This is a genomic window from Anaerolactibacter massiliensis (assembly GCF_900290205.1).
Classification (GTDB): domain Bacteria; phylum Bacillota_I; class Bacilli_A; order Erysipelotrichales; family Erysipelotrichaceae; genus Bulleidia; species Bulleidia intestinalis.
Genome location: NZ_OLMH01000002.1, coordinates 1,629,901 through 1,655,992 on the forward strand (window position 1 = coordinate 1,629,901; position 26,092 = coordinate 1,655,992).

General features: G+C 50.7%; 20 protein-coding genes. 2 read left to right on the forward strand and 18 right to left on the reverse strand.

Annotated elements, in window-relative coordinates; all coding sequences use genetic code 11:
• Positions 1–50: 50 nt before the first annotated feature.
• The 10 genes from C7E00_RS11365 to C7E00_RS11415 form a co-directional block, all read right to left on the reverse strand.
• A complete protein-coding gene (locus tag C7E00_RS11365; protein WP_105304377.1) occupies positions 51–725 on the reverse strand; it encodes an ABC transporter ATP-binding protein in 675 nt (224 codons plus the stop codon).
• 112 nt (positions 726–837) lie between these two features.
• Positions 838–2,082, reverse strand: coding sequence for a sensor histidine kinase (locus C7E00_RS11370; RefSeq protein ID WP_204378616.1), 1,245 nt, complete (start codon positions 2,080–2,082; stop codon positions 838–840).
• Entirely contained in the window at positions 2,079–2,768 is a 690-nt protein-coding gene (locus tag C7E00_RS11375) for a response regulator transcription factor (protein WP_105304379.1), read from the reverse strand. Before C7E00_RS11375 ends, C7E00_RS11370 begins: the two co-directional genes overlap by 4 nt.
• Positions 2,769–3,384: 616 nt before the next feature.
• On the reverse strand, positions 3,385–6,372 hold the full coding sequence (locus C7E00_RS11385; RefSeq protein ID WP_105304380.1) for a transglycosylase domain-containing protein: 2,988 nt from the start codon (positions 6,370–6,372) through the stop codon (positions 3,385–3,387).
• Positions 6,373–6,465: 93 nt separating this feature from the next.
• Complete coding sequence (locus C7E00_RS11390; RefSeq protein ID WP_105304381.1) at positions 6,466–7,281, reverse strand: serine O-acetyltransferase; 816 nt, start codon at positions 7,279–7,281, stop codon at positions 6,466–6,468.
• A gap of 3 nt (positions 7,282–7,284) precedes the next feature.
• Positions 7,285–8,217 carry a cysteine synthase A gene (gene cysK, locus C7E00_RS11395; RefSeq protein ID WP_105304382.1) on the reverse strand — a complete coding sequence of 311 codons (933 nt, stop codon included), beginning with the start codon at positions 8,215–8,217 and terminating at the stop codon, positions 7,285–7,287.
• A gap of 81 nt (positions 8,218–8,298) precedes the next feature.
• Positions 8,299–8,775, reverse strand: a complete 477-nt coding sequence (locus tag C7E00_RS11400; protein WP_204378617.1) for a NanQ anomerase/TabA/YiaL family protein — start codon at positions 8,773–8,775, stop codon at positions 8,299–8,301.
• A gap of 270 nt (positions 8,776–9,045) precedes the next feature.
• Complete coding sequence (locus C7E00_RS11405; RefSeq protein ID WP_105304384.1) at positions 9,046–9,753, reverse strand: HAD family hydrolase; 708 nt, start codon at positions 9,751–9,753, stop codon at positions 9,046–9,048.
• Complete coding sequence (locus C7E00_RS11410) at positions 9,750–11,015, reverse strand: 2-hydroxyacyl-CoA dehydratase (RefSeq protein WP_105304385.1); 1,266 nt, start codon at positions 11,013–11,015, stop codon at positions 9,750–9,752. The genes C7E00_RS11405 and C7E00_RS11410 overlap by 4 nt, the downstream gene beginning before the upstream one ends.
• 4 nt (positions 11,016–11,019) lie before the next feature.
• Positions 11,020–13,950 (reverse strand): acyl-CoA dehydratase activase, encoded by a 2,931-nt coding sequence (locus C7E00_RS11415; protein WP_105304386.1) that lies wholly within the window; start codon positions 13,948–13,950, stop codon positions 11,020–11,022.
• A gap of 233 nt (positions 13,951–14,183) precedes the next feature.
• On the opposite strand from C7E00_RS11415, the gene C7E00_RS11420 reads away from it, so the two are divergent.
• Together C7E00_RS11420 and C7E00_RS11425 are read left to right on the forward strand one after the other, a co-directional pair.
• Complete coding sequence (locus C7E00_RS11420) at positions 14,184–15,119, forward strand: DMT family transporter (protein ID WP_167836574.1); 936 nt, start codon at positions 14,184–14,186, stop codon at positions 15,117–15,119.
• Positions 15,094–16,134, forward strand: a complete 1,041-nt coding sequence (locus tag C7E00_RS11425) for a threonine aldolase family protein (protein WP_105304388.1) — start codon at positions 15,094–15,096, stop codon at positions 16,132–16,134. The genes C7E00_RS11420 and C7E00_RS11425 overlap by 26 nt, the downstream gene beginning before the upstream one ends.
• A gap of 191 nt (positions 16,135–16,325) precedes the next feature.
• Here C7E00_RS11425 and rbr read toward each other — a convergent pair whose 3' ends face one another.
• The 8 genes from rbr to C7E00_RS11465 form a co-directional block, all read right to left on the reverse strand.
• Complete coding sequence (rbr, locus tag C7E00_RS11430) at positions 16,326–16,973, reverse strand: rubrerythrin (protein WP_105304389.1); 648 nt, start codon at positions 16,971–16,973, stop codon at positions 16,326–16,328.
• Positions 16,974–17,189: 216 nt separating this feature from the next.
• Positions 17,190–18,791 (reverse strand): ATP-binding cassette domain-containing protein, encoded by a 1,602-nt coding sequence (locus C7E00_RS11435; protein ID WP_105304390.1) that lies wholly within the window; start codon positions 18,789–18,791, stop codon positions 17,190–17,192.
• Positions 18,792–19,039: 248 nt separating this feature from the next.
• Entirely contained in the window at positions 19,040–19,309 is a 270-nt protein-coding gene (locus C7E00_RS11440) for a DUF1294 domain-containing protein (protein WP_105304391.1), read from the reverse strand.
• The gene (locus tag C7E00_RS11445; protein ID WP_105304392.1) at positions 19,302–22,127 is read right to left on the reverse strand and encodes an AAA family ATPase; all 2,826 of its coding nucleotides are present in this window, start codon (positions 22,125–22,127) and stop codon (positions 19,302–19,304) included. The genes C7E00_RS11440 and C7E00_RS11445 overlap by 8 nt, the downstream gene beginning before the upstream one ends.
• Positions 22,124–23,269, reverse strand: a complete 1,146-nt coding sequence (locus tag C7E00_RS11450; protein WP_105304393.1) for an exonuclease SbcCD subunit D — start codon at positions 23,267–23,269, stop codon at positions 22,124–22,126. The genes C7E00_RS11445 and C7E00_RS11450 overlap by 4 nt, the downstream gene beginning before the upstream one ends.
• 65 nt (positions 23,270–23,334) lie before the next feature.
• Positions 23,335–23,985 (reverse strand): trimeric intracellular cation channel family protein, encoded by a 651-nt coding sequence (locus C7E00_RS11455; protein ID WP_204378618.1) that lies wholly within the window; start codon positions 23,983–23,985, stop codon positions 23,335–23,337.
• Positions 23,966–24,898, reverse strand: a complete 933-nt coding sequence (mnmL, locus tag C7E00_RS11460; protein ID WP_105304394.1) for a tRNA modification radical SAM protein MnmL/YtqA — start codon at positions 24,896–24,898, stop codon at positions 23,966–23,968. Before mnmL ends, C7E00_RS11455 begins: the two co-directional genes overlap by 20 nt.
• The gene (locus C7E00_RS11465; protein WP_105304395.1) at positions 24,891–26,021 is read right to left on the reverse strand and encodes an Mbeg1-like protein; all 1,131 of its coding nucleotides are present in this window, start codon (positions 26,019–26,021) and stop codon (positions 24,891–24,893) included. Before C7E00_RS11465 ends, mnmL begins: the two co-directional genes overlap by 8 nt.
• Positions 26,022–26,092 lie beyond the last annotated feature (71 nt).

A 26,092-nucleotide genomic window follows, 5' to 3' on the forward strand; every position in this document is an offset into this window, starting at 1 on the left:
TCTTGTCCTGTTCCTTTTGTCATTGCTATATGCAATCCTGCTTATTGTCTTCATCTGAAATCCACCACCTGTCCGTCCTCAATCACCAGAATACGGTCAGCGACTTGTGCAATTTCGTCATCATGGGTAATCATTACAATTGTCTGTCCATATTTTTCTGCTGTCATCTTAAGCAGAGCGATTACCTCATCACTGGTCTTAGAATCAAGATTGCCTGTCGGCTCATCTGCAAATATAATTTCCGGACGATTCACCAGTGCTCTTGCAATTGCTGCTCTCTGCTGCTGTCCTCCGGATAACTGATTTGGCAGATTATAAATCCGGTTTTCAATCCCCAGAGTTGCAATAATATCATTTACATACGCTTCATCCACTTTTCTTCCATCCAGCCCCAGTGGCAGTACAATATTTTCCCAGACATTAACAGATGAAACCAGATTAAATGCCTGAAAAACAAATCCGATTTTTCTTCTGCGGAAAACAGCAAGGTCATCTTCCTTCATCCTGTATAAATTTTTCCCTGCTAAAATAACACTGCCTTTTGTCGGGGTATCAAGCCCTCCAAGCATATGAAGTAATGTACTTTTACCGGAACCTGACTTTCCGACAATTGCGGCAAATTCTCCCCGCTCAATCTGAATGTCCACCTGATTGACCGCTTTGACCTGATTCTCACCTGCGCCATAAAACTTACAAAGATGCTTGGTTTCTAATATCACACTCATGTGCTGCCTCTTTTCATCCTGCATCCAAATTGTGCCAGGGCAATCTTTCATTTCACTTTCAAAAAACGAGCAGAAGTCTTACAGAGTTGTAAGGTTTCTGCTCACTTAAAATTTAACCAACATATGGTAATTGAATCACAAACGTGCTTCCTTTTTTTGTTTTGCCGGAGATTACCGTAATCGTACCTGCGTGTTTTTCGATAATTTCTCTCGATAGAAAAAGTCCGATTCCTGTACCACTCTTTTCCATGACCTCCTTGGAACTTCCTCTGTAAAATCGTTGGAAAATTTTGTGATACTCATTCTGCGGAATACCAATTCCCTGATCCTCAATTTCCATTCTTACAAGATTGTTTCTTTTTTGTAACCGGATAAATATTTTTGAACCACACGGACTGTACTTGATCGCATTATCCAGAACGTTGATCACCGCTTCACCAAGCCACCTTTTATCCTGCATAATCGTGCATGTTTCCAGCTCTTTTTCATAGTCAAAAACAAATTCAATTTCTTTCTCATCCGCTTTAGGATAAGTGCAGTTCACAGCAGATATGACAGTATCCATAAGCGGAAGTTTTTTCTTATTAATCTGAATCAGTCCGGTTTCCATCTTGGATATTTCAAGAAGCGACTGCAATAATGTCTCCAGTACATCCAGAGCACTCCGACAACGAATACGAAACTCCTCCTGTTCTGTGGCACTTAAGTCATTCTGCATCAGCACACTAAAACATGTATCCAAAGCTGCAACCGGTGTCTTTAACTGGTGAGAGATATCAGAAACCATTTCTTTCGTGCTCTCTTTTTCTTCCCGTGCTTCTTCCTTTAGCAACTGAATATGATGTCCGATTGCTTCAAGCTGGTCATTCAATTTTTCCAGTTCAGCGTGATTTTCCGTTTCCAGTAAATCATCAAATTTATTTTCACGGAATCTGATCAGAATTTCTTCCAACTGGTCTAAAATTTTCTGATGACACGCATCTTCTGTCTTCTTCCAATAAAATAAAATAATCAAAAGAAACACGCATATCACAGTGCTTACAGCACCAGTCACCATAACCTGATGCCGGAATTGCGAATAAAACACATTTCCTTTATTTCCCCAGTATCCATATTGCTCCAATAATCGCCTTCCCAGTTCGTTGGTTTCAATATCCTTATCCTTAAGCAATTCCGAAACAGCATCCAGCCCGGAAAATTGTTCCTTTGCTGCAATGTCTGTCATAAGATTCATTTTATATTTATAATCTTCATAAAACACATACGTGGTAAAGCAATTTAATATTGCAAACAATAATATGACAGGTAATACCAAGGAGAGCACTACTGTACTCTTCTTGCGATATCTCTTCGTCACTGCCTTACCTCCTGATTCCATATATACCCAAGACCTCTGATATTCTTTATATAGACAGGTGCAGCCGGATTGTCTTCGATTTTCTCACGGAGTCTTCTGATATTGACAGCGATTGTATTTTCATCCACAAAATCCCCTTCCAGATCAAACACATTTTCCAATATTTGTGTTTTTGAAAGAATCTGTTTCGGATTCTGAAGAAAAAAAGTCAGCATTTTCAACTCCGTTTTTGTCAGACTGATTTCACGACTCTTTATCAGGACTTTCATTTCTCCTGCGATAAATACGATATCTCCCGAAATCATCTTTCCGGCTTCCGTTTTCTCCTGTCTGCGGCGGAAATGTGCTTCTATTTTCAAAAGAAGTACCGAAAGACTAAACGGCTTTGTAATATAATCATCTGCCCCTGCTTCATATCCCATGACCTGATCCATCTCCTGATCTAGTGCTGTAAGACAAATAATGTATGTATTATGATTGCATCTCATCCACCTTACAAATTCCAGTCCATTCCCATCCGGAAGATTCACATCACAAATGGTAACATCCACATTATTATCACTTGCAATTCTTTTCGCTTTTTTCATTGATTCTGCTGAAAAAACCTCATATCCGGATTTTTTCAGTGAGAATGTAATTCCACGATTTAAATTTTCATCATCTTCAACCACGAGTATACCTGGCATAGCATATGCACCTCTCTTTCTTAACTATATATATCAGCTGGGAGATGACTCCCACCTCTATAGGTGGTGAGAAACAAGCTTGTATCAGTGGGGGAGTCAATCCCCCAGATGATATAGCCTCCGGCAGGATTGCAGAGGCATTCTTGAATTGATATCAGAGTACTGCTTCTTAAATTCTCTCATCGTTTGTATCTCCAAAAGATAAAACAATGGAACTATCGTCAGCACTGTATCCTCTGAAAGGAGTCGTCAAATATGCTTTTGCTTTTTCAATGCCGGAAGTGTGGCAAGTTCTTGTGTCGGAGTAAGCATTATACAGGGTCTGTTTCCAATATATGCCGTGTGAAAATCATAGCTCCTAGCAATATAAACAGGCAAAGAATCCTGATGATTCCCTGCTTCATATTTTATAGAAATTCCGAATTAATCCAGTTTCAATTAGTCAGAAGTTTATCCGTATGATCTTGCCAGTCTTACTCCTGGTGAGTTCTGCCAGCAGTTCCCCTCACGGACACTCTAGCATATCCGGATCAGTCCGCATAACCCGCACAAGACAAGACCCTCTGCGCAGAAAAAAGCACGCTTTCTGCATTTGGGCAGGAAACGTGCCTTCAGATCATTCAAACGGATGGAAGTTTCCGGACTCATCCCACCAGCCGCCATCCACCCAGGCGCCGGTTTCCGGATCGACATAGCCATACTGGGAAGCATCGACTTCATGTCCTTCGCAGGTTTCAGTCGGAGCACTGTCCGGGGTCGCATATTCCGTGATGGCATAGCCATAGTCTTCACAGCTCTGGCCTGCCAGAAGTCCCGTCTGGTTGCAGACACGGACCTGGATGATGCCAAGTTCGTCTGCCGTCTTATTCTGGATCGCCGCATCCGGAAGATTCTTGTTCTGATGGATCGGATCCATGTACGCCTTCCAGAGCGGAGCCGCCTGATAGTAGGAAGAACTGTTCGTGAAGCTCGTGTAGTTATCCGTCGAAATACGCATGAAGCTCGTGTAGTAATGCGTATATCCGCCGAAGCTGATGACCTGGTGCTCATGGGTGCCGGTCTTTCCGCAAGAAGTCACGGAAGAAAGACGGGCATTGACACCTAAGCCTTCCGTCATATTCGTCTGCATCATATCGGTAGTCAGCCATGCGGTGGATTCCGAGAAGACCCGATGCGTCTCAATCGCACCATCATTCAGGATCTCTTCCCCTGCCCGGTTGAGCACCTTCGTATAGCAATGCGGCTGGATATAGACACCGCCATTTGCCAGCGTCGCATACGCGCCTGCCATTTCCAGCGTCGTGACATCCGTTGCCCCAAGCGCCAGACCGGCTGCTGTCTTGGTGAGGTTATTGGCATCAAAGCCTTCACTGACCATGAAATCATATGCTTTGTCGATGCCGACATGTTCCAGCATGAAGCGGGCTGCCGGAATGTTATGAGACAGTTCCAGCGCCCTGCGCATCGTGATCGGTCCATCAGTATAATCGCCCGAAGGCCAGCCGTTATTCGTTCCGTAGCCCGGAATGGAATATGGCATATCATCCACCACGGTGCCAGGGTAGTCGCCGGTTTCAATCGCCGGTGCATAGACTGAGAGCGGCTTGATGCTGGAACCGACTGCCTGGGTACTATCGGTTGCCCGGTTGTATCCTTCTGCCGTGTCTGCCTGCTCCCTGCCGCCGACAATCGCTTTGACTTCGCCAGTCGACTGCTCGATGACCACTGCCGAGAACTGGGCTTCAGATCCATCCGCTGCGGTCGGGTAATTCTGATATTCTGAAGCAGCCGTCTGCACTTCGCTCTGAATATCCGAATCAATCGTCAGATAGAACGAATAGCCGCCATTGCGGAAATCCTGCTTCATTTCCGCAATCGAATCATCCGTGACCTCCTTGCCGGACGCTTCCAGAAGCTTCGTTGCGATTTCCTTCATGGCATAATCCACGAAGTAAGCATTTGCGTAATACGTATCGCTGGTCTGGGTCGTACGCCCTTCTTCCGAGATGACCAGCGTATCGGCAATGGCCGCATCATACTGCTCCTGCGTGATCTTGCCGTTGTCCAGCATCGCATACAGCACGGTATCCGTGCGGGCATTGCAGAGATCCATATCGCCAGTGCGAGGGTTGTAGTTGTTCGGGCTCTGCACGATGCCGGCCAGACATGCATACTCCCGCAGTGTCAGCTCATCCAGATCCTTGCCGAAATAATCTTCTGCAGCATTCTTGATGCCGTAGTTCGAACCGCCCATGTATACGGTATTGAGATACCACTCCAGGATCTCTTCTTTCGACATCCGTTTCTCCAGCTGCAGTGCCAGATAGATTTCCTGAATCTTGCGCTTATAGGTAACTTCCTGGGTCAGGAACGTATTCTTGATCAGCTGCTGCGTGATCGTGGAACCGCCATAGCTTGCAGTATGGGTGATCTGTCCCCAGATAGCCCCCAAGGTACGCTTGATATCCACACCATGATGCTGATAGAAACGCTTGTCTTCAATGGAGACAATCGCATCCTTCATCGTCTGCGGAATCGCATCAGCAGTCACCCAGTCGACATTCTCATTCGACCCGTAATCCATGAAGTAGTTGCCTTCAGAATCATAGATCGTCGAAGCTTTCGAATAATTGCCGAACTTCGAGAGATCCAGTTCCGGCACGCCTCTGAGGTTATAGCGGATATAGAACCCACCGCCGACTACCAGAAGAATCATCGCCAGCACGATCGTCAGAATGACCCGCGTGCGGATCTTCTTCTTTTTCGCTTTCTTCTTCTGCTCCGGGGTCTGCTCGACCTTCCGTACTTTCTTCTTCGGCTTCGCTTCTTCCTTTTTCTCGGTTCTTTCATGAACCGGAGGCTGCTGCTCTGCTTCTCTGACGGTATGGATCACCTGCGTCTTCTCGGCCGGTTTCTCAGTCTCCGGAAGCGGAATCAGATGAATCTTCTCTGCTTCCGTCTTCGGCGCCACAATCGTAGGAATCGTCACGGAATCCGTATCTTCCTGACCTCTGAACGGCTCCTCTGCAGTCTCTTCCGGGATCTGATATTCCGGTGTGCTGAGACTGCTGTTGACTGCCTTTCCATCCGCACCGAGAACTGCCGGAGCTTTTTTCTTCGCTGCATTTCCAGGAACTTCAGGCGGTACGGTTCTGGCTTTGCGGACCGGCTTTCCATCTGCCCCCAGGACCGCAGGCTGTTCTTTCTCCGGTTCATTCGGAAGCGGCGGCATGACTGCCGACATATGTTCTTCCTTCATCAGGCTCTCAGCCGCATTCAGAAAATCCCGGTACGTGAACGGAGATACAAGGACCTGATCTGCCCCGGCACTCCGAAAGGCATGCTCGTATCCTTTTGCCGAATCTCCTTCCAGCATCAGCACCGCCATCGTCGGCGGAACTCTGCGCAGGAATGCCGCAATCTCCTGCGGATCCGAAGCGAGATCATCGCCGACCACGAGAAGATCGAACTTCATCCGGGCAATCGCCCGAAGCGCCATCTCCCGATCGGTAACCGTCGCGGCTTCGTAGCCTTCCTGTTCAAGTACCTGTTTCATTTTTTCGCAGAATTGAACTCTGCGATCTGCTATCAGTATCTGCTGCATACGTGCATATTATAAATTAACCGCAGGAAAAAGAAAAATAACTGCTTTTCCGGAAAAAAGGAGGCCTCCTATGAAGGAAGACTCCTGTTCCGATTATTTCACCCGGTAAGTGATATGACTGCCCGCCGGTACAGATTCCAGCAGCCAGACATTGCCGCCGATGACACTGTGGTCCCCGATCACAGTATCTCCGCCGAGAATCGTCGCATTAGCATAGACGATGACATAATTGCCGAGATCCGGATGCCGCTTGCCGGACTTCACCGGCAGGCCATTCTCATCCAGATCAAAACTCCTCGCTCCGATCGTCACGCCCTGATACAGCTTTACATGATGGCCAAGCACTGCGGTCTCGCCGATGACGATGCCAGTGCCATGGTCAATGCAGAAATAATCTCCGATCCGTGCACCAGGATTGATGTCGATGCCCGTCTTTTCATGGGCATACTCGGTCATCACCCGGGGAATGAAGGGCACTTTCAGCTCGATCAGCTTATGGGCAATCCGATAGATGCAGATGGCATAGAAGCCCGGATAGCATAGAATCACTTCAGCTTTTGACTTGGCCGCAGGATCACCGTCATAGATTGCCTGGATATCGGTAATCAGCGATTTCTTGATCTCCGGAAGTCCTTCGAGAAACTGTTCTGCAACATCTCCCGGATCCCGCTTATCGCCATCCATACAGAAACAGATCTGAAGCTCTTTTCTTAGATCCATTCTCAGCCTTGCAATCGCCGCTTCCTGACTGAGGCCCTGATAATGGAAGAACCCTGGCAGAATCACTACCTGGGCAAGCTTCAGAATTTCCTTGATATGCGTCCGGTCCGGATATTCGCATGTCGCGCATACCGTCTCATTTCCGATCGCATTCAGTTCTTTCAGAAGTGTCTGATCCTTTCTTTCCATGACTCACTCCTGGAACATCGCCGTCGAAAGATACCGATCTCCGGAATCCGGGCAGATCACGACGATATGCTTCCCGGCATTCTCCGGTTTCTTCGCTTCCTGAAGCGCTGCCCAGACCGCAGCTCCGCTGGAAATGCCGACCAGAACTCCTTCTTTCTTTCCGAATTCCGCTCCGGTCGAGATCGCATCTTCATTGCTTACTTCCGCAATTTCGTCATAGGCATGCGTATCCAGCACTTCCGGAATATACCCTGCTCCGATGCCCTGAATCGCATGCGGCCCCGGCTTTCCGCCGCTTAGCACCGGCGAAGATGCAGGCTCCACCGCAATGACCTTCACCGATGGATTCTTCTCTCTCAGATACTTCGAGATGCCGGTGATCGTTCCTCCGGTTCCCACTCCGGCAACGAAGATATCCACCATTCCATCCAGTGCCTCATAGATTTCCGGCCCCGTCGTGCGGTAATGTGCCTTCCAGTTTGCCGGGTTCATGAACTGTCCGGCAATCCAGGCATGGTCCATCGACTTCGCCAGTTCTTCCGCCTTCGCAATGGCCCCCTTCATGCCGAGCTTTCCATCCGACAGGACCAGTTCTGCGCCATATGCCTTCATCAGCTTCCGGCGTTCTGCCGACATCGTATCCGGCATCACGATGATGACCCGGTACCCTCTGACGGCTCCGATCGCCGCAAGTCCGATGCCTGTGTTTCCTGATGTCGGCTCAATGATGACCGTGTCCGGCTTCAGGACGCCCCTCTCTTCGGCATCATCGATCATGCTGAGAGCTGCCCGGTCCTTTATGGAACCAGTCGCATTGAAGCACTCCATCTTGGCATAAACCTTCGCACAAAGGCCATATGCAGATTCAAAATGCGTCAGTTCCAGAAGAGGGGTATGCCCGATCAGCTGTTCCATGGATTGTGCAATTGTTCCCATGATCTCTCCTCCGTTCCTTCTTTTGTGAAAATCATAAAACACTCCAGCCGGAAAAGCAGCTGAAGTGTTCATTCAGATCGATCAGAATGCTTTCTGATACGGAAGCTTCATGACAATCTTCCGATACGTATGAGGCTCATCCGTATGGCATACCGGCCGATGTCCATCCCATGGGAAAGCCGCCCAGAACATGCCCTTCGAAATCAGCATATGATGTTCGCGATCTCCTGAAAGCTTCTGCTTATCACCAGCTTCATCATACGGAATCGTCACTTTCAGATCCCGGACATCATGCCAGGCAACTTCCTCGCTTCCCTCCAGGATGATCTGCAGGTCGATATACTTCTGATGAGACTCGAAGTCTCCTTCGGAAAGCGGCTTCGTCTTTCCTTCCTGGATCATGTAGAAGCCATGCTCGAACGGAAACTTTCCGATCTGATCCGTCCCATTCTTCTTCACGGCTGCCAGTCCTTCTTCCAGATACGGCAGCACTGCCTTGTAATCCTCCAGATGCGCAATCGAATCGATGATCATTGCAATGGTCCTCCTGTCTTCCATGATACTGCACTTTCGAAGACAGGCCATAAAAAATGGAAGCCCTGGCTGGGAGCTTCCGTGAGGGGTAGAGTATGTTTCCATACTCCAAACAAGGTCCCGGTTTCTAGGAGGACCGGAACAAACGGGCTGTCATCGCTGACACCCTGGTCAGAGCCAACCATCCGCAGGATGGAAGTCGCAGTGCCCCGACCATTAATATAATATACATGAACCAGCTGAAAATGGAATGTCAGAACGACAGATTTTTTGATTTTCTGAAGTGAATTCAGGTCAGATTGAAAGAGATTTCAGAAACGTTTCCAGTGACTCTGAGTTTCCATGCGGGATCATGCTGAGATCCCGTTCTTTCCGGTTGATCAGACAATCCGTAACCAGATAAACCTGCATCCCGGTTTCCAGAGCAGCCGCATCTTCTTCGACATCATTTCCGATCATGATGCACTCCGCCGGATCCAGATTCAGGTTCCGGCAGATCTCACGGTAATAATCCGGATTCGGTTTGCACGTGCACGAAGTTTCGTACGTCGTGATCGCCTGGAAATCTTCCGGATCGAGTCCCGCCCAGCGGATCCGGCGGTATGTCGCAATCTTCGGAAACAGCGGGTTTGTCGCAAGAATCGGCTGACAGCCAGCTTCCTTCAGATCTCTGAGCACCCTGTGAAAGATCGGATTGACCCCGGTTGCAGAACGGGCTTTTTCAAAAACTGTACTGTAGAATTCAATAAAATGAGGTTCTTCTTCTGTTCTCTGATGACCGGTTTTCTGTTCGAATACCGACCAGAACCGCTCTTCATTCGTGCAGGTTCCGTCATTCTTCACCATTGCGGCAGTACCCGTCCACATCGCATCAATCAGCGGTTCAGGCTGAAAGCCATATGGTGCCATGAACATTGCAAGTTCCCCGAAATAAGCCTTGATGAACGCATCCATATCCATGGGCAGAAGCGTTCCGTCAAGATCGAACAGGATCTGTTTCATCTCGCTGCCTCTGCTTCTTTCAGATTCTCCTTGGCAACTGCAAGCATCAGCTTGATGCGGTTCTCCTGGTTGACCTTGGTCGCACTCGGATCATAGTCAACCGGCGTGATATTGGCCTCCGGATATTTCTCACGGATCTTGTTGATGACCCCTTTGCCGGCAATGTGGTTCGGCAGGCAGCCGAATGGCTGTGCACACACGATGTTGCTGTAGCCGCCTTCAATCAGTTCCAGCATCTCGCCCGTCAGAAGCCATCCTTCGCCCATCTTCGTGCCGAGCGAGAGAATATCTCCAGGCTTCTTCATAAGTTCCTTGAAGGAACCTGGTGCATAGAAGCCGTAGCGCTTCATGGCTTTCGACATCTTGCATCCGATATGATCCATCAGATTCAGGCCGATTCTGGCATACTTGCCCATCTTCGGGTTGATCCCATAGTACTCCGTATCCATCGCCCAGTTGGCACAGCAGTATTCCGCATATCCCATCAGGCCAGGCATATTGACTTCGCAGTCCTGGCTTTCCAGAAACTGCAGCAGGTTGTTGTTGCCGGTGGGCGAAAACTTCACGTAGATCTCCCCGACCACGCCGACTTTGACCTTCGGCACGCGCTTCATCGGAATCGAAGCAAAATCCTTCGCGATCCTGTTGAACATGTGACCGAACTCCGGAATCAGATAGTGCTTGTCATGGCGGATCCAGTCATCCAGCTGACTGATCCACTTCTCGCACATCGCATCCGCATCGCCGCTGTGAACCTCATACGCATGCGCCTCATTGCGGAGCGCGACGATCTCATCTCCATACTCAATTCCCGCAAAGATCTTCATCAGCATCTTCGGGGTCCATGGCATGATTGAACCAGCCTCAAGACCACTCGCATTTGCCGACGCAACCGGGACGAAGTCATATCCGGAACGCACCAGCGCCTTGCGCAGCAGCTTGATATAATTCGAAGCCCGGCAGCCGCCGCCGGACTGCGTGATCAGCAATGCCGTCTTATGGACATCATACTTGCCTGAATTCAGGGCATCCAGAAACTGGCCGATGACAATCAGAGCAGGATAGCATGTATCGTTATGCACATACTTCAGACCAAGCTGCGTGACTTCGCTCGATCCGCTGCCCATCAGCTCCACTTTGTGATAGCCTTCGCTCTCCATTGCTGCCTTGACGAGGCGGAACTGGGTCGGACACATATTCGGGATCAGCAGCGTGTAGTCCTGCAGCATGTCTTTGGTGAAATTCGGTGTGAGATATTCCATGCGCTTACTGTTTCTCCTGTTCTTCCTGACGCTCTTCCAGGGCTGCGAGAAGGCTTCTCAGACGAATGTTGACCGTGCCCAGATTCGTGATCTCATCGATCTTCAGCTGCGTATACAGCTTATTGCCTTCCTGCAGGATCTCTCTGGTTTCATCCGTCGTGATCGCATCGAGACCGCAGCCGAAGGAAACCAGCTGCACGAGGTCCATATCAGGCTGCTCAGTGCAGTACTTCGCAGCCGCATACAGACGGCTGTGATACGTCCACTGATTCAGCACAGCAGTCTTGAATCTCTGCTCATGGATGCTGACAGAGTCTTCCGTGACGACCGCAGCACCGAGCCTAGTGATCAGCTTGTCGATGCCGTGGTTGACCTCCGGATCCACATGATACGGACGTCCCGCCAGGACAATGATATGCCTGCCCTGCTTCCGGGCCTCTTCGATGATCCAGGCACCTTTGTCACGGACCGCCTTCATATGCGCTTCATATTCTGCATAAGCCGCATCCATCGCCGCCCGGATCTCTTCATCCTTCAGATCCGGGAAATGCGTTCTCAGCAATGCAGGATACCGTTTGCGGAATTCCTCGCGGTTTGAGATATCCACGAAGTCGAAGATGAACTTCGTCTGCTCCAGGGCTTTGATATTGTCCTTCAGCACTTCCGGATAATATGCAACAATCGGGCAGTTGTAATGATTATCGCCGAGGTCTTCATCGATGTTGTAGCTCATGCACGGATAGAAGATCGCATCCACATTCTGCTTCAGCAGCTCTTCAATATGTCCATGCGAAAGCTTGGCCGGATAGCAAGCCGTATCGCTCGGGATCGTTCCCTGCCCTTCCTGGTAGAGCTTCCGGCTGCTGACCGGGCTGACCACGACCTGGAAGCCGAGCTTCGTCCAGAACGCATGCCAGAATGGCAGCAGTTCATACATATTCAGACAGAATGGAATGCCGATCCTGCCTCTGGTTCCTTCCCCCGGGTTCTTTGCATACTTCAGCAGCTCCGACAGCTTGTAGGCATACAGATCCAGGCTGTCATCTCCTGCTTTGCCAGTCACCGGCTTATCGCAGCGGTTGCCGGAGATGAAACGCTTGCCGTCATGGAACGTATTCACCGTCAGCAGACAGTGATTGCCGCAGCCCTGACACGTGAAGGAAGTGACCTTCTGCTCGAAGGATTCCAGTTCTTCCAAGCTGAGCAGAGAAGACACATGACCGCTGCCTGCCTTCTTTTTGCCATACAATGCGGCTCCGAATGCCCCCATGAGTCCGGCAATATCCGGACGGATGACTTCGACGCCCATCTCTTTCTCAAAAGCCCGCAGCACGGCTTCGTTATAGAAGGTACCGCCCTGCACGACAATCTTTCTGCCGAGCTCTTCCGGGCTTGCGCAGCGGATGACTTTATATAATGCATTCTTGACGACAGAGATCGAAAGACCGGCACTGATGTCCTCAATCGCTGCTCCGTCTTTCTGCGCCTGCTTGACTTGCGAATTCATGAATACCGTGCAGCGGCTGCCGAGGTCTACCGGCTTCTTGCTGTAAAGGCCCATGCGTGCAAACTCCTGCACATCGTAGCCCATCGCCTGCGCAAACGTCTGCAGGAAGGAACCGCATCCCGAAGAACAAGCCTCATTCAGGAAGATATTCGAAATGGCTCCATTCTCGATCTTGAAGCACTTCATATCCTGACCGCCGATATCGATGATGAAATCCACATCGGGCATGAAATGCCTTGCGGCAGTGAAATGCGCAACCGTCTCAACCAGCCCGTAGTCGCAATGGAATGCATTCTGGATCAGATCTTCGCCATACCCGGTCGTCGTGACACTGGCGACCTTCAGCTGGGGATGCTGGCGGAATACTTCCAGCAGCGTCTTTCTGACCAGCGTGACCGGATTGCCATCATTCGGCTGATACCACGTAAACAGAATATTCTCATCGGAATCGATGATCACCATCTTGATCGTCGTCGATCCGCTGTCAATGCCGATATGGACCGGCTCCTTTGCCTGATCAAACGAAATCCGGGGAACACTCGCCTTCATATGGCGGTTATGGAACTCCCAGTATTCTTCCTTATTCTGAAACAGCGGCGGCAGGCTGCTGTAAGTCGCCGTCTTGCTGTAATCCCGCAGCTTCTGGATTGCCGTGTTCAGATCAATCTCCCGATCGGCATAGAACGCAGCTCCCATCGCGACGTAGAGCAGAGAATTCTCCGGACATCTGCCATGCACATGCAGCGTCTTGTCAAATGAATTTCTGAGACACTGCGAGAAGGTCAGCGGCCCGCCGAGATACAGAATATTGCCCCTGATCGGCCGGCCCTGGGCAAGCCCGGCAATCGTCTGATTGACGACTGCCTGATAGATAGAAGCAGCGATATCGCCAGGCTTTGCGCCCTGATTGATCAGCGGCTGCACATCGGACTTTGCAAATACGCCGCAGCGGCTGGCAATCGTATAGGTACGCTCTGCTTTTAATGCCTGCTCATCCATCTCTTCGGCACTCATTTTCAGCAGCGTCGCCATCTGATCGATGAACGCACCAGTACCGCCAGCGCAGCTGCCATTCATGCGTACTTCAACCCCATTGGTCAGAAACAGGATCTTGGCATCCTCACCGCCGAGCTCAATGATGCAGTCGGTGCCAGGGGCAAGCTTGTTCGCCGCGACCCGGGTCGCAAATACCTCCTGCACAAACGGAATCCCCGACCGGTCTGCAAGCCCCATGCCAGCAGAGCCCGAGATTGCAAGCACCGCCTTCCCGGAAGGCACATACTGCTCTTTCACCCTGGTCAGGATTTCTTCTCCTTTTTCCAGAATATGACTCAGATGACACTCATAAGTCGAATATACAATCTCATTCTGCTCATTCAGAACGACGCACTTGATGGTCGTCGACCCGATATCCAGTCCAATACGCATGCACTAGTTCTCCTCGTAAAGCTAAGATATTTTAAACAATAAATGAAGGAAGTTCAAAACATCTGAACGACTTCACAGCATTTCGCAATAATATCTCTTACACATCCAGAAATATGTCTATCTGAAGCGAAGTCTCCGAAAAATCATTCCAGGAATCAAGATCAGGCTGAGGCCGCAGTTTTTCCTTTTTCCGATTGCGTGCCTTACCCCGCAATGATAGAATGCAGTCGTTTATGAAAAATACACAGCTGAAAGGCGCATTTCTGACATTATTCGGAGGAATCTGCTGGGGCGCATCCGGATCCGTCGGGCAGTATCTTTTCGCCTATGAGGGCATGGACAGCAGATGGCTTGTCCCGATCCGTTTAGGCCTGGCTGGCATCATCCTGATTGCATACAGCTTTTTCCGATACGGAAAACACACCCTGGATCCGTGGCGCACCTGGAAAGACGCAAGAGACCTTGTGATCTACGGACTGCTCGGCATCAGCTTCTGCCAGTTTCTGTACTTCACGACGATCCAGCTCAGCTCTGCTGCCATCGGAACAATTCTGCAGGATCTTTCTCCGGTCATGATCCTGGCGGTATCATGCATGCAGGCAAGAAGAGCCCCCTCGCACCGGGAAGTGCTGAGCATCATGCTTGCTTTGCTCGGGGTCTATCTGCTGACAACGCATGGAGATCTCGGCCATCTGGCAATTCCGCCTGCTGCGCTTGCGGCTGGTGTTCTCTGTGCCGTCTGTGTGACAATCTACAACGTCTATCCCAAACGCCTTCTGTCGCAATACCCTGTGGCAATGCTGCAGGGATGGGCATTCCTGATGGGATCGGTGTTTCTCCTGATCGTGTTCCGGCCATGGACGTATGGCTATGTGCCGACCCCGATAGGATATGCTGGCATCGCCTTCGTCGTCATCGTCGGAAACGTTCTGGCATTTACATGTTATATGACTGGCGTCAAGCTGATCGGTCCGGAGAAAAGCATCCTCTATGGCTTCTCGGAACCAGCTACCGCTGCCATCATCACCGTGACTCTGTTCCATCAGCCCGCAACACTTGGCGACGCGGCTGGCTTTGCCTGCATCTTCGGAATGCTGTGGCTGATTTCGCATCAAGCTGAACCTGAGGAGAAAAAGAAAACCTATGGGAAAACTGCACTTCGCATGTGATTATCAGGAAGGTGCTTACCCTTCTATTCTGAAACGTCTGGAAGAAACAAACTATGATCATACGCCAGGCTACGGAGCCGATGAAATCACCGCTTCTGCAAAGGAACGGATCAGAAACGCCTGTGATGCCCGTTTGGCAGAAGTGGAATTCCTGGTCGGCGGAACACAGACCAACGCCGTCGTCATCGATTCCCTGCTGAAATCCTATCAGGGCGTGATCACTGCCGATACCGGCCACATCAGCGTCCATGAAGCAGGAGCGATCGAATTCTGCGGACATAAGGTCCTGACCCTTCCTTCTGCCGAAGGAAAGATCACCGCCATGCAGATCGATTCCTTCGCTTCTGCTTACAAGAACGACGGCAACCGGGATCACATGGTGATGCCGGGCATGATCTATCTCTCGCAGCCGACGGAACTGGGAACGCTGTATTCCCTTGAGGAACTGACCGCCATCAGCCGCGTCTCTCATGCGCATGGACTGAAGCTCTATATCGATGGCGCCAGACTTGCCTATGCCCTGGCCAGCAGCGAGAATACGGTATCCCTGAAAGACTTAGCAAAGCTCTGCGATGTCTTCTACATCGGCGGAACCAAATGCGGTGCCTTATTCGGAGAAGCAGTCGTGATCCCGGATCCATCTCTGATTCCTCATTTCTTCACGATCATCAAGCAGCATGGTGCTCTGCTTGCAAAGGGAAGAATTCTCGGCATCCAGTTTGATGAATTGTTCCGGGATGATCTCTATCGGAAGATCGGCGCATCTGCAGTCAGACAGGCAGATCAGATCCGTCAGGTTCTGAACGAATCCGGCTATCGCCAGATGCTCATCAATCCGACGAACCAGATCTTCGTCAGCCTGGAAAACAGCAGGATGAAGAAGCTCTCTGAACAAGTGGAATTCAGCTTCTGGGAACAGTCCGATGAGAATCATACCGTGATCCGTCTGGTCACCAGCTGGGCGACAAAGCAGGAAGACACGGATCAGCTCATTCAGATTCTGAAATCCTTATAAGAGAACAGGCGGCTGCCTGTTTTCTTTATGGCTCCAGGCTTCCTTCAGAACCTGCATAGCTGCAGCAGAGAGCGGATCCGCTTGCACCTTCTGTTTCAGAGCAGATCAATGCTGTCTGATCTGCACCGGACCAGAAAAAAGGAACATGCAGACAGCACATGTTCCCATGGAAACTGAAATTCGGATAATGCTCAGTAATTCTCTTCGCGCACTTCGAAGTAAGACTGCGGATGTCCGCATACCGGGCAGACGTCCGGCGCCTTGGTGCCGACTACGATATGTCCGCAATTGCGGCATTCCCAGATCTTGACTTCGCTCTTCTCGAATACTTCTTTTGTCTCGACATTATGCAGCAGCTTGCGGTAGCGCTCTTCATGCGTCTTCTCGATCGCGCCTACGCCGCGGAACTTCTCTGCCAGCTCATGGAAGCCTTCTTCATCTGCTTCCTTTGCCATGCGGGCATACATATCTGTCCACTCGTAGTTCTCGCCTTCCGCACCTGCTTCCAGGTTCTCAGCCGTATTGCCGAGCATGCCGAGCTCCTTGAACCAGAGCTTTGCATGTTCCTTCTCGTTTTCAGCTGTCTTCAGGAACAGTGCAGCAATCTGCTCATAGCCCTGCTTCTTTGCAACCGAAGCGAAGAACGTATACTTATTGCGCGCCTCAGACTCTCCTGCAAATGCCTGCAGAAGATTCTTCTCGGTCTTCGTGCCTGCATACGGATTCTTCTTTTCTTCCTCTACCGGTTCGAATACTCCCTTCTTATGGCATACCGGGCATTCCTCAGGAGCCGCATCGCCCTCATACACATACCCGCATACCTTGCATCTGAATTTCATAATCTGATCTCAGGCCTCCTTCACCTGTTTTCATTATTATTGTCATTTTCCGAAAAAATCAAGGCATTTCGCGAGGAATCATAATCCGTCTCGCTATGATGCAGGCCGATAGAAGCCTTATGTATCCTTCTGCTGGCCTCTGTTTCTGAGTCATTCACCAAGTCTGCATGAATCAGATGCTCACTCCGCGTGAACTCAGAAAATCAGAAAAACTGGTCACAGCTGGACCACAGCATCAAAATGAATCCGCGAATCCGGATAATGCTGAATCACGCAGATGATCCTGTTCTTTTCTGCAGCGATTTCATTCAGCAGTTCTTCATAAAGAGCTCTGGTTTCCAGATCCAGCTCTGAATCTATCTCATCCAGGAAAATGCAATCTGCAAGAGGTTCCATAATCATCAGCTTTGCCAGCAGAAGTTTCTTGATCTGGCCCCCGGACAGGTTTGTCCCTCCGTTCTGAATGCATACCTCTGAATCGCCGAAATGAAGGCGATCAAGAATCTGATCGATTTCATCATTTGCTAACGGCTGATGTGTAACTTTCCGCAGGTATTCTTTTACAGGAAGATTCAGAAGAGGCTCTGACTGGCTGATATAAGCAATTCTATTCAGGTAGCTGTCTGTTTCGATTTCCGACAGACTGATTCCATCCACAAGGATTTTCCCATCATAGCATTCAATCGTCTTGGTCAGCAGCCTGAACAGGGTGCTTTTGCCCGAACCATTTCTTCCCATCAGATGAATGCAGCTTCCTCTGGCAAATCGGGCATGAAATGATTCGAGAATCCGCTGAGTATGATCAGGATAAGAAAACCCGCTGAGATCAATATCCAGACAATTGATCTTCCTGATTGCCAGGGTCCCGTTATGCTGAGGCAGTTTCAGCAGTTCATCCGTATTTCTGAAACTGATCAGTGTCCGGCTGATCGCCATGAGCAATTGTTCTGCATTTTCCGCCTGACGCATGACCAGATTAAACAGCAGAGTATACACCGCAGCATTCAAAGTAATCCCATGCTCCAGCTGATATGCCAGAAGAAAAGAAAAAAACACCGAGATCAAGGTATTGCTCTGCTTCACGATTCCGGAATAGAAATACACGTGCCTGTCTTCCCTGATGCTTGCCTGAATGAATGCATCCACATCGCGGGCGGTCTGATCGGTGATTTCTTTTTCCAGCAGGTTTACTTTGTAATAATCCAGAGACTCCGTGAAATTCACAATATGGCCATGCAGGCAGGACAATGATCGGTTTGTCTCCTCATTAAAGAACTGGATTGCCTTATGTGAAAAATAAGAAATTCCGGTTCCCGCCAGAAAGGCAATTGCCAGGAAGATGCCGAGGCTGGGATTCTCCCTCAGAGAAACCACAAGCAGGATCAGCACGAGAATCAGGGAACCGATGAGCTGCGGAATATGGTGTCCGATCGTTCTGAAGACATCCAGCACATTGCTGTACAGCCGGAAGGACAATGTATCTTCCGGATACTTCATCACGTCATAACCGTCCGCATGCATCAGGACCTGCTGGCATTGCGTGAGCAGATCTTTGATAAATTTTCCGCCGAATCGGTCCAGTGACTGGTTCCAGACAATTTCCAGAATGATGCTTGCTGATGGGATGAGAATAAGCAGGCAGCTGGAGAGCACCATCTGATCAGAGGACTTCTGTGCATATGCCTCCAGAGTGTGCTGCAGAAGCCATGGCGCAGAAGAGGCAAGACATGCACAGAGGATCGTGAGACTGATGCTTTTCAGAAAATATCCTGGGTTTTTCCGGACAGCTTCTATCAGGAATTTCAGAACAAGGTTCATAGCTTTCTCCCCTATCTCTCAGAAACCAGCATGGATGCCGGTCATCTCTGATTGATATGTTCTCACAGCAGCTCTTAGTTCTGCAAACAGAAAAGGCCTCCGATGAGGGATTCAGGAGGTCTTTTCCGGTTGTAAAAGGGGATTATTTCTGATGGATTGGGAAAGGGGTCCAATCATTTCAGGTCAGACATCTCTGTCTGTACTTTTATAATAAGAACTCACTTCCGCAGAATTATGTCAGATTTTCGTCAAATTATGTGATCAGCCTTCAGCAGGATCAGAACCTGCAGGCAGAGAATCACCGGAATGCCGACGGAAAACAGTGGTTTCCTCGTCTTATGGTGAAAGCAACCCATGCCGAGCAATGCTCCGATGCTGCCGCCAGCAATGGCCGAAAGAATCAGCACTCTCTCCGGAATGCGCCAGGCATGATGAACTGCTTTCTGCTTGTCGATCCCGAACAGCGCAAACGAAACCAGGCTGACTGCAATCAGATAAACCGCAAGCGGTCTACTCACAGACGATCTCCGCTCTCGAGCCCGGCTGCGTGGCGTTTCGTGCTTCAAGTTCCTTCGTCACGATGATCTTCTTCGGAATCCGGTCCTTGAGTTCCTCGACGTGAGATATCATGCCGACCAGGCGATTCTCTCCGGACAGACGTTCCAGCACGGAAATCGCCTGCGACAGAGAATCATGATCCAGAGTTCCGAATCCTTCATCGATGAACATCGTATCGATCTGAACTCCGCCAGCCTGGCTCTGCACTTCATCCGAGAGTCCTAACGCAAGCGCCAGAGAAGCCTCAAATGATTCTCCTCCGGACAGCGAACGCACACTGCGGTTTCTGCCTGTATAGTGATCGATGACATCCAGTTCCAGGGCCTCATGACTGCGCAGGCCTCTTGCCTCGCTGCGGACCAGTTCATACTGCCCGTCTGACAGGACTCTCAGGCGCAGATTTGCCCGATACAGAATCCGGTCAAAATATGCCATCTGCACATAATCTTCCAGCGTGATCTTCTCTCTGCCCTTCATGCCAGCATCTGCCGTCATCGCAAGATCATTCATCCACTGCCATCTGCGGGTTGCCTCATCCAGGCTGGACGCATACTTCTGCAGCTTCTTCAGAGCAGGCTTATTCACGGAAAGTCTGCCATTCACCGCATCCCGCTGCGACTGCAGCGCAACCCGCTGGGTTTCCATTGCCGCCCGATCCTGACGCAGAGCAGCCTGGTTCTTCACAAACGCATCGCGATCCGTGACTCCGGTTGCCGCAAGCGTCCGGTTCACCTGCTTCTTTGCCGCAAGTCCTGCCGACAGATTCTTTTCTGCTTCACTTGCCGCAAAGCCGGTCTTTTCATAATGCTGTTCCCGCTTATGAATCTCCTGATCCATGCGGGCAAGGTCTGCTTTCGCTGCTTCTTCGCTCGGATAATTCAGTTCCCGCTTCAGCTCTTCGCTCCTAGCTGCCTCAGACTTCTTCTTCTGCGCAAGCACATCAGCCTTCCGTCTCAGATCGGCAATAGCTGCCTCACTGGTCCGGATTGCATTCTGCAGCGAAGGAATCCTGAGCCGCAGCTGCTTCAACTGCGTTTCCTGTTCAGCCAGCGCATCCCGTTCACTGACTGCCTGCTCACGGAGCATCATCACTTTTTCCAGCTTCTGCTGAGCTTCCTGCTTTCCGGACTCGCCAGAAGTCTTGACTCCGGCATTCTTCATGGCTTCCTTTTCATGCTCAGCTTCCACTTCCTGACGCTCCAGACATGCCTGACACGTGCTTCCCCACTTCTTGAGGACCTCATTTGCCTGATTCATCGAAGTCTCTGAAGCCCTGACCTGATTCTCTCGCGGAGTGCCTTCGCTATGATGCGCAGGGGACGGATGAGAGACAGATCCGCATACCGGACACGGTCTCCCCTCGGCCAGCTGAGAAGCCAGAATTCCAGCCTGACCAGCCAGAAATGCACCGAGAATCGCATGATATTCTTCGGTCTTGCGGGCATATGCAGCATCTGCTTTCTGCAGTTCCTGCACCGCATTCTGATAATCCTCTCCCGCCTTCAGGAGCACTTCAGCCTGCCGGATCGCCTGATTCAGAGAATCTGCCTGACGATCCAGCGCCTCAACCTTCTCAGCCGCCTTCACATGCTTCACATCAGCCCCATCAAGAGCTTCCTGTTTCTTCTTATCCGCTTCCAGTTCCGTGCGCAGCCCGCTGAGCTTTCCTTCTTCGGTTTCAGCCTGTTTCAGGAATTCCTCTGAATTCTTTCCGGCCAGCGCAGCCGCGGCCAGATGCTCCGTCAGTTCCTGATACTTCGGCAGAGCTCTTCTGCGTTCATTGTAAACTGCCCGCATGCCGGCGATGGTTTCCTTCTCACCGCTCTGATTCAGCGAATCGAGCAGGTTTTTCCACTGATCCCGCTTGTTCTGAAGATCCGGAATCGAAGCACTTGCCGCATCGAGCTGATCATAGATCCGCCGGATCTCGTCACCCTTGCGCAGTTCTCCGGCAATGGATTCCAGATGGTCATGAACCTGCTGCAGTTCTTCATCCTTCTTCTGCAGCAGCTGTTCGTCTTCCGCAATCAGTTCTTTCAGCAGCGCCGCCGCATCTTCCGGCTGCACGCTCTCCCGCCTGCTGATCAGAAGATCCAGCTGTTCCTTATGAGGACTGTCTTCCGTACACTGAATCGAAGCAGTGATGGAAGAGATATCCCTTCTGCCGCCATGGATCTCTCCCTTGAGATCATTGGCATTCTGGCTGAGCTTTTCCTGCAGCTCCTTGTAGTAGGACGTATGGAACAGTTCCCGGAAGATCTCATTGCGCTTCTTCGTATCTGCCGTCAGCAGTTCCTGGAAACTGCCCTGGGCAATCATCGCAATCTCTGCAAACTGCTCCCGGTCAATGCCGAGCAGCTCCTCAATGGCAGAAGTCACCGCCTTGCCCTTGGAAACGGTATGACCATCCGGATATGTCAGCTCGGCATCCGCAGTTTTCTTCTGCGCTTTCCTCGTGCCGTTCTTCAGCACCTTAGACCACGAATACTCCGGATTTCTGCGGATCTTATAAGTTCTGCCCTGGAATTCGAATTCCATCTCGACATAGGTTTCCGTCTCTTCTGCCGCATACTGGCTTCTGAGCATATCCGGCTGGCGCATCCCGCCGGAAGTCTCTCCGTAAAGCGCATAGGAAATCGCATCGAAGATCGTCGTCTTGCCAGCTCCGGTATCACCGGTAATCAGATAGAGGCCATGATCCCCGAGCAGAGACAGATCCAGCATCGTCTTGTCTGCATATGGTCCGAATGCGGACATTGTCAGCTTCAGCGGTCTCATGCCTGCTCTCCTTTCCAGATCTCATTAATCTCTTTCTGAACGTATTCTTTCTGCTCCTCGCTCATCTCCTGCTGATTGCGCTGTTCATAGAATTCCGCAAAGAGATCGTACGGTGTTTTCTTCTCCATCTCCTCCGCAGCCTGCAGCGCTTCTTCCCCTTTCACGCTGCGGCTGGCATAATCGAGCTTCATGATATACGGGTAATGCGCACCGAGCGTCGTGATGGCATCGGGCACATCCTGGGGATCATCCAGAATGATGCTGAGATATTCCTGCTGGTGTTTTTCAATCATCTCCGGCTTCAGAAGATCCGCGAACATTCCTTCCAGCACTGCAAACGGACGCTTCGGAGTCAGACGGATCAGGCTGATCCGCATCTGTCCCTTCTCTTCCAGATCTACCAACGTGATGGACTTCTCGTTCTTCTCGCCGAATGAATAAGCTAGAGGCGTCCCGCAGTAGCGCACCGTCTGGCTGCCTGCCGCCTGAGACGTATGAATATGCCCGAGGGCCACATAATCAAACCCATCGAATACCGACGAATCGATGCAGTCCAGACCTCCGACCGCAAACTCCTCAGACCCGTCTTCTTCCAGAGAAGCACCGGCAACGAACTGATGCGCAACCAGAATATTCCGCTCTTCCGGATTCAGATCTGCGGTAGACAGCGCATATTTCACTGCTTCTTCATATGTAGATACTTTCTTCGATTCATCTTCGATAAACCGGTTGACTGCAGACGGACGCAGGTACGGAAGACTCCACACATGATAAGGACCGAAGCGATCCATCAGATCCGTGCAGGTCAGCTTGCCATTCCATACTCCCGAGATATGCACATTCACTTCGTCCAGCAGATCTCCCGCAAAGGAAAGGCGCTCTCCGCTGTCATGATTTCCAGCAATCAGGAAAATATTCATATTCTCACGTTTCAGAGCTGAAAGAAAATCATTCAGCAGCGTGACTGCCTCTGCCGGCGGCACGGTACGATCATACACATCGCCAGCAATCACGACCGTATCCACTCCCTTGCGGATCAGTTTCTCTTCGATCTGATGAAGAATCTCACGCTGATCTTCGAGCATCGAATACCCGCAGACGACCTTCCCCAGATGAAGGTCTGACAGGTGCGCCAGTTTCATAGCTAAATACCCCCTCTATGATGCTTGAAAGCATTATACCAGCGGAAAACAGAAGAAGCCCGGATTCACTGCTCAATCCGGGGAAGATTCCACTGGAAATGCGCAGCCAGAACCCGGACCACGACAATCACGGCAGCACCTGCCGCAATCGAGAACGAAGCCAGATTCAGCCGGCATAAAATCAGACATACTTCTGCGCCGATGATGGAAGCTACCGCATAGACATGCTTGCGGAAAATGTCCGGCAGCCGGTCCACCATCATATCTCTCAGCAAGCCTCCTCCGACTCCGGTCACAAGGCCGGAGAACACGCACAGAAAGCCATTCCCGGTTCCGTACCTGCTGATTGCAGAATGCACGCCGACTACCGTGAAAATTCCGAGCCCGATCGAATCCATGACCAGGAGCAGCTGTTTCCAGTTCTCCACATTCAGGTTCGAAGGATGTCTCGACTTCAGATATGCCACTGCAAATACAATTGCAGAAGAAACCGCAGCAGTAATCACATAGATCGGATCGGTAAAGCCACTGGGCGGTATGACCCCCAGCACGAGATCACGGATCACGCCGCCGCCTGTTGCCGTGACAATGCCCAGGGCCAGCACGCCGAACAGGTCCGAACGGGAACGAAGCCCTACGGAAGCACCGGAAATCGCAAATGCAACCGTTCCGATCAATTCAAATATCAGGATATAGTCACTCATCATGGAAATCATAACACAGACACCCCTGCCGGATGTCTTCCGTTTTCAGAACATGGCGGATCTCATTCAGTACCCGCTTCTTATGGCGGCTCCACTGCGGAGCAATCAGCAGGTTCCCAGGCCCGTCGCCTGTGAGACGGTGAATCACGGTCTCCTTTCTGAGACGTGCAATGCAGCCAGAGACCAGCTTCACATAATGCTCCTCACAGAGCACCTCAAACGCCCCGGACTGGTATTCTTTCGCTAAATCAGTTCCTGCCAGAACATGCAGCAGCTGCAGCTTCGCGCCATCTATCTTCACCGCATTCAGGTGATCGATGGTCTGATAGACCATCTCATCACTCTCTCCTGGCAGTCCCAGGATCACATGTGCAATCACGTCAATGCCAAGCGCATGAAGCTTCGAAACACAATCATCAAACACAGAAGTCGGATATCCTCTGCGGATATACTCTGCTGTCTGTGCATGCATGGTCTGCAGGCCGAGCTCCACCCAGATGAACCGATCCGGAAATGCTTTTTTCAGTTCTGCCAGAAGCCGGTATACCTCTGAAGACATGCAGTCCGGCCTGGTCGCAATCGAGATGCCTGCCGAAAGCGGATCCTGCAAGGCGGCAGAGTACAGAAACCGCAGCCGTTCAATCGGAGCATACGTATTCGTATAAGCCTGGAAATAGAAGATATAGCTTCTTTCTCCTGCATCTCTGCAGGAAAGATACGGAACTTCATCGAGCTGAAGCTGCTGACCCTCATAATGCACCGCAAAGTCGCCGCTTCCCCCTGCATCGCAGAAAATGCAGCCCTTCGTTCCCAGTGTTCCATCCCGGTTCGGACATGTCATGCCCGCATCCAGCGGAATGCGGTAAAGCCGCTTCCCGAACTGTTCTCTGCACCAGACCGGAAACGAAAGATAACGCTCACTCATGAACTTCTTTCTTCTTCTGATTCTTTTCCTGGAACTTTGCAAAGGACTCCCGGATCCTTGCCAGGCTGACCGTGACTGCAGCTTTCGGAAGACTCCAGCCCGCATCCTTTGCCTGCTGGCTCGAATTGATCACGGAAGTCAGAACTTCTTCAAAGCCCTTTCCCATGACCTCCTGCACATCCGAAGCTCCCCCGGCTGCCAGCGAATCAAAGAAGTCATTCACAAATGCCTTGCGGTCTTCCGGATTCAATCCGCTGATCCACGTATCCAGCACCTCATTGACCCAGGCACAGGCCGGATTCGATTCCGGAACTGTCAATAGCTCCACGCCATTCTTCACGCGCCAGGACGCAGGATCATGTTCCATGATCCCGGCAGCGCTGCTGACCACGATCCTCGTATCCGGGAACTTCAGTTCAAACAGCTTGCCGATCACATCGTAGGCCGGCTCGATTCTCGTCACGAGATTCCGGATCGGGTCCACGATATCCGTGCTCATGACATCCGGGCAGATGCCAGGTCCGTCATTATCAAAGATCCGGATGATCCGCTTCTGCTTTGCCTTCGGCATTGCGGCAGAGGCATACACGGCCAGAAACCCGCCCTTGGAATGACCGCCGACATAATACCGGAACCCCGGCACCGTCTCTTTCTCCAGATACTTCTTCGCCGACTCCTGAGCAGGAATCCGGGTAAACGAAATCATGAAATCCTCTTTCCAGCCCACAATCGTATCATCTGTTCCCCGGAATGCGATGAACCGGTCTCTGCGATTGAGCTCCACACTCATCGCCGCAAACTGCTCATCCAGATCCGTACTCAGGATCTCCGTGCAATGATACAGCTTCAGCGGTCCGAACCGCTCCGTATCCGCCGCCGCATTCAGCACCTGGAGCCGCGAAGACTTCTGCCATTCTTTCTCTGAGAACGTACCGGCCGAAAGAAACCGATCCCTGCATTCCCGGATCGAAACCCGCTCTTCTCCATTCACCACTTCATGAAACGGCAGATAGCTGAGCAGGCAGAACACCAGATTGTCGGCCGCATTCAGCTCCCGTTCTTTCAGGGTGACATCACCCCGCATCACGACATAGTCAGTCAGACTGTATCCTTCTTTTTCCATACTCTCACACTTCCGATGCTATTTTCGCATACCTCGATGGAAAATGAATACCTGGAGAGAAAGAAAAAACT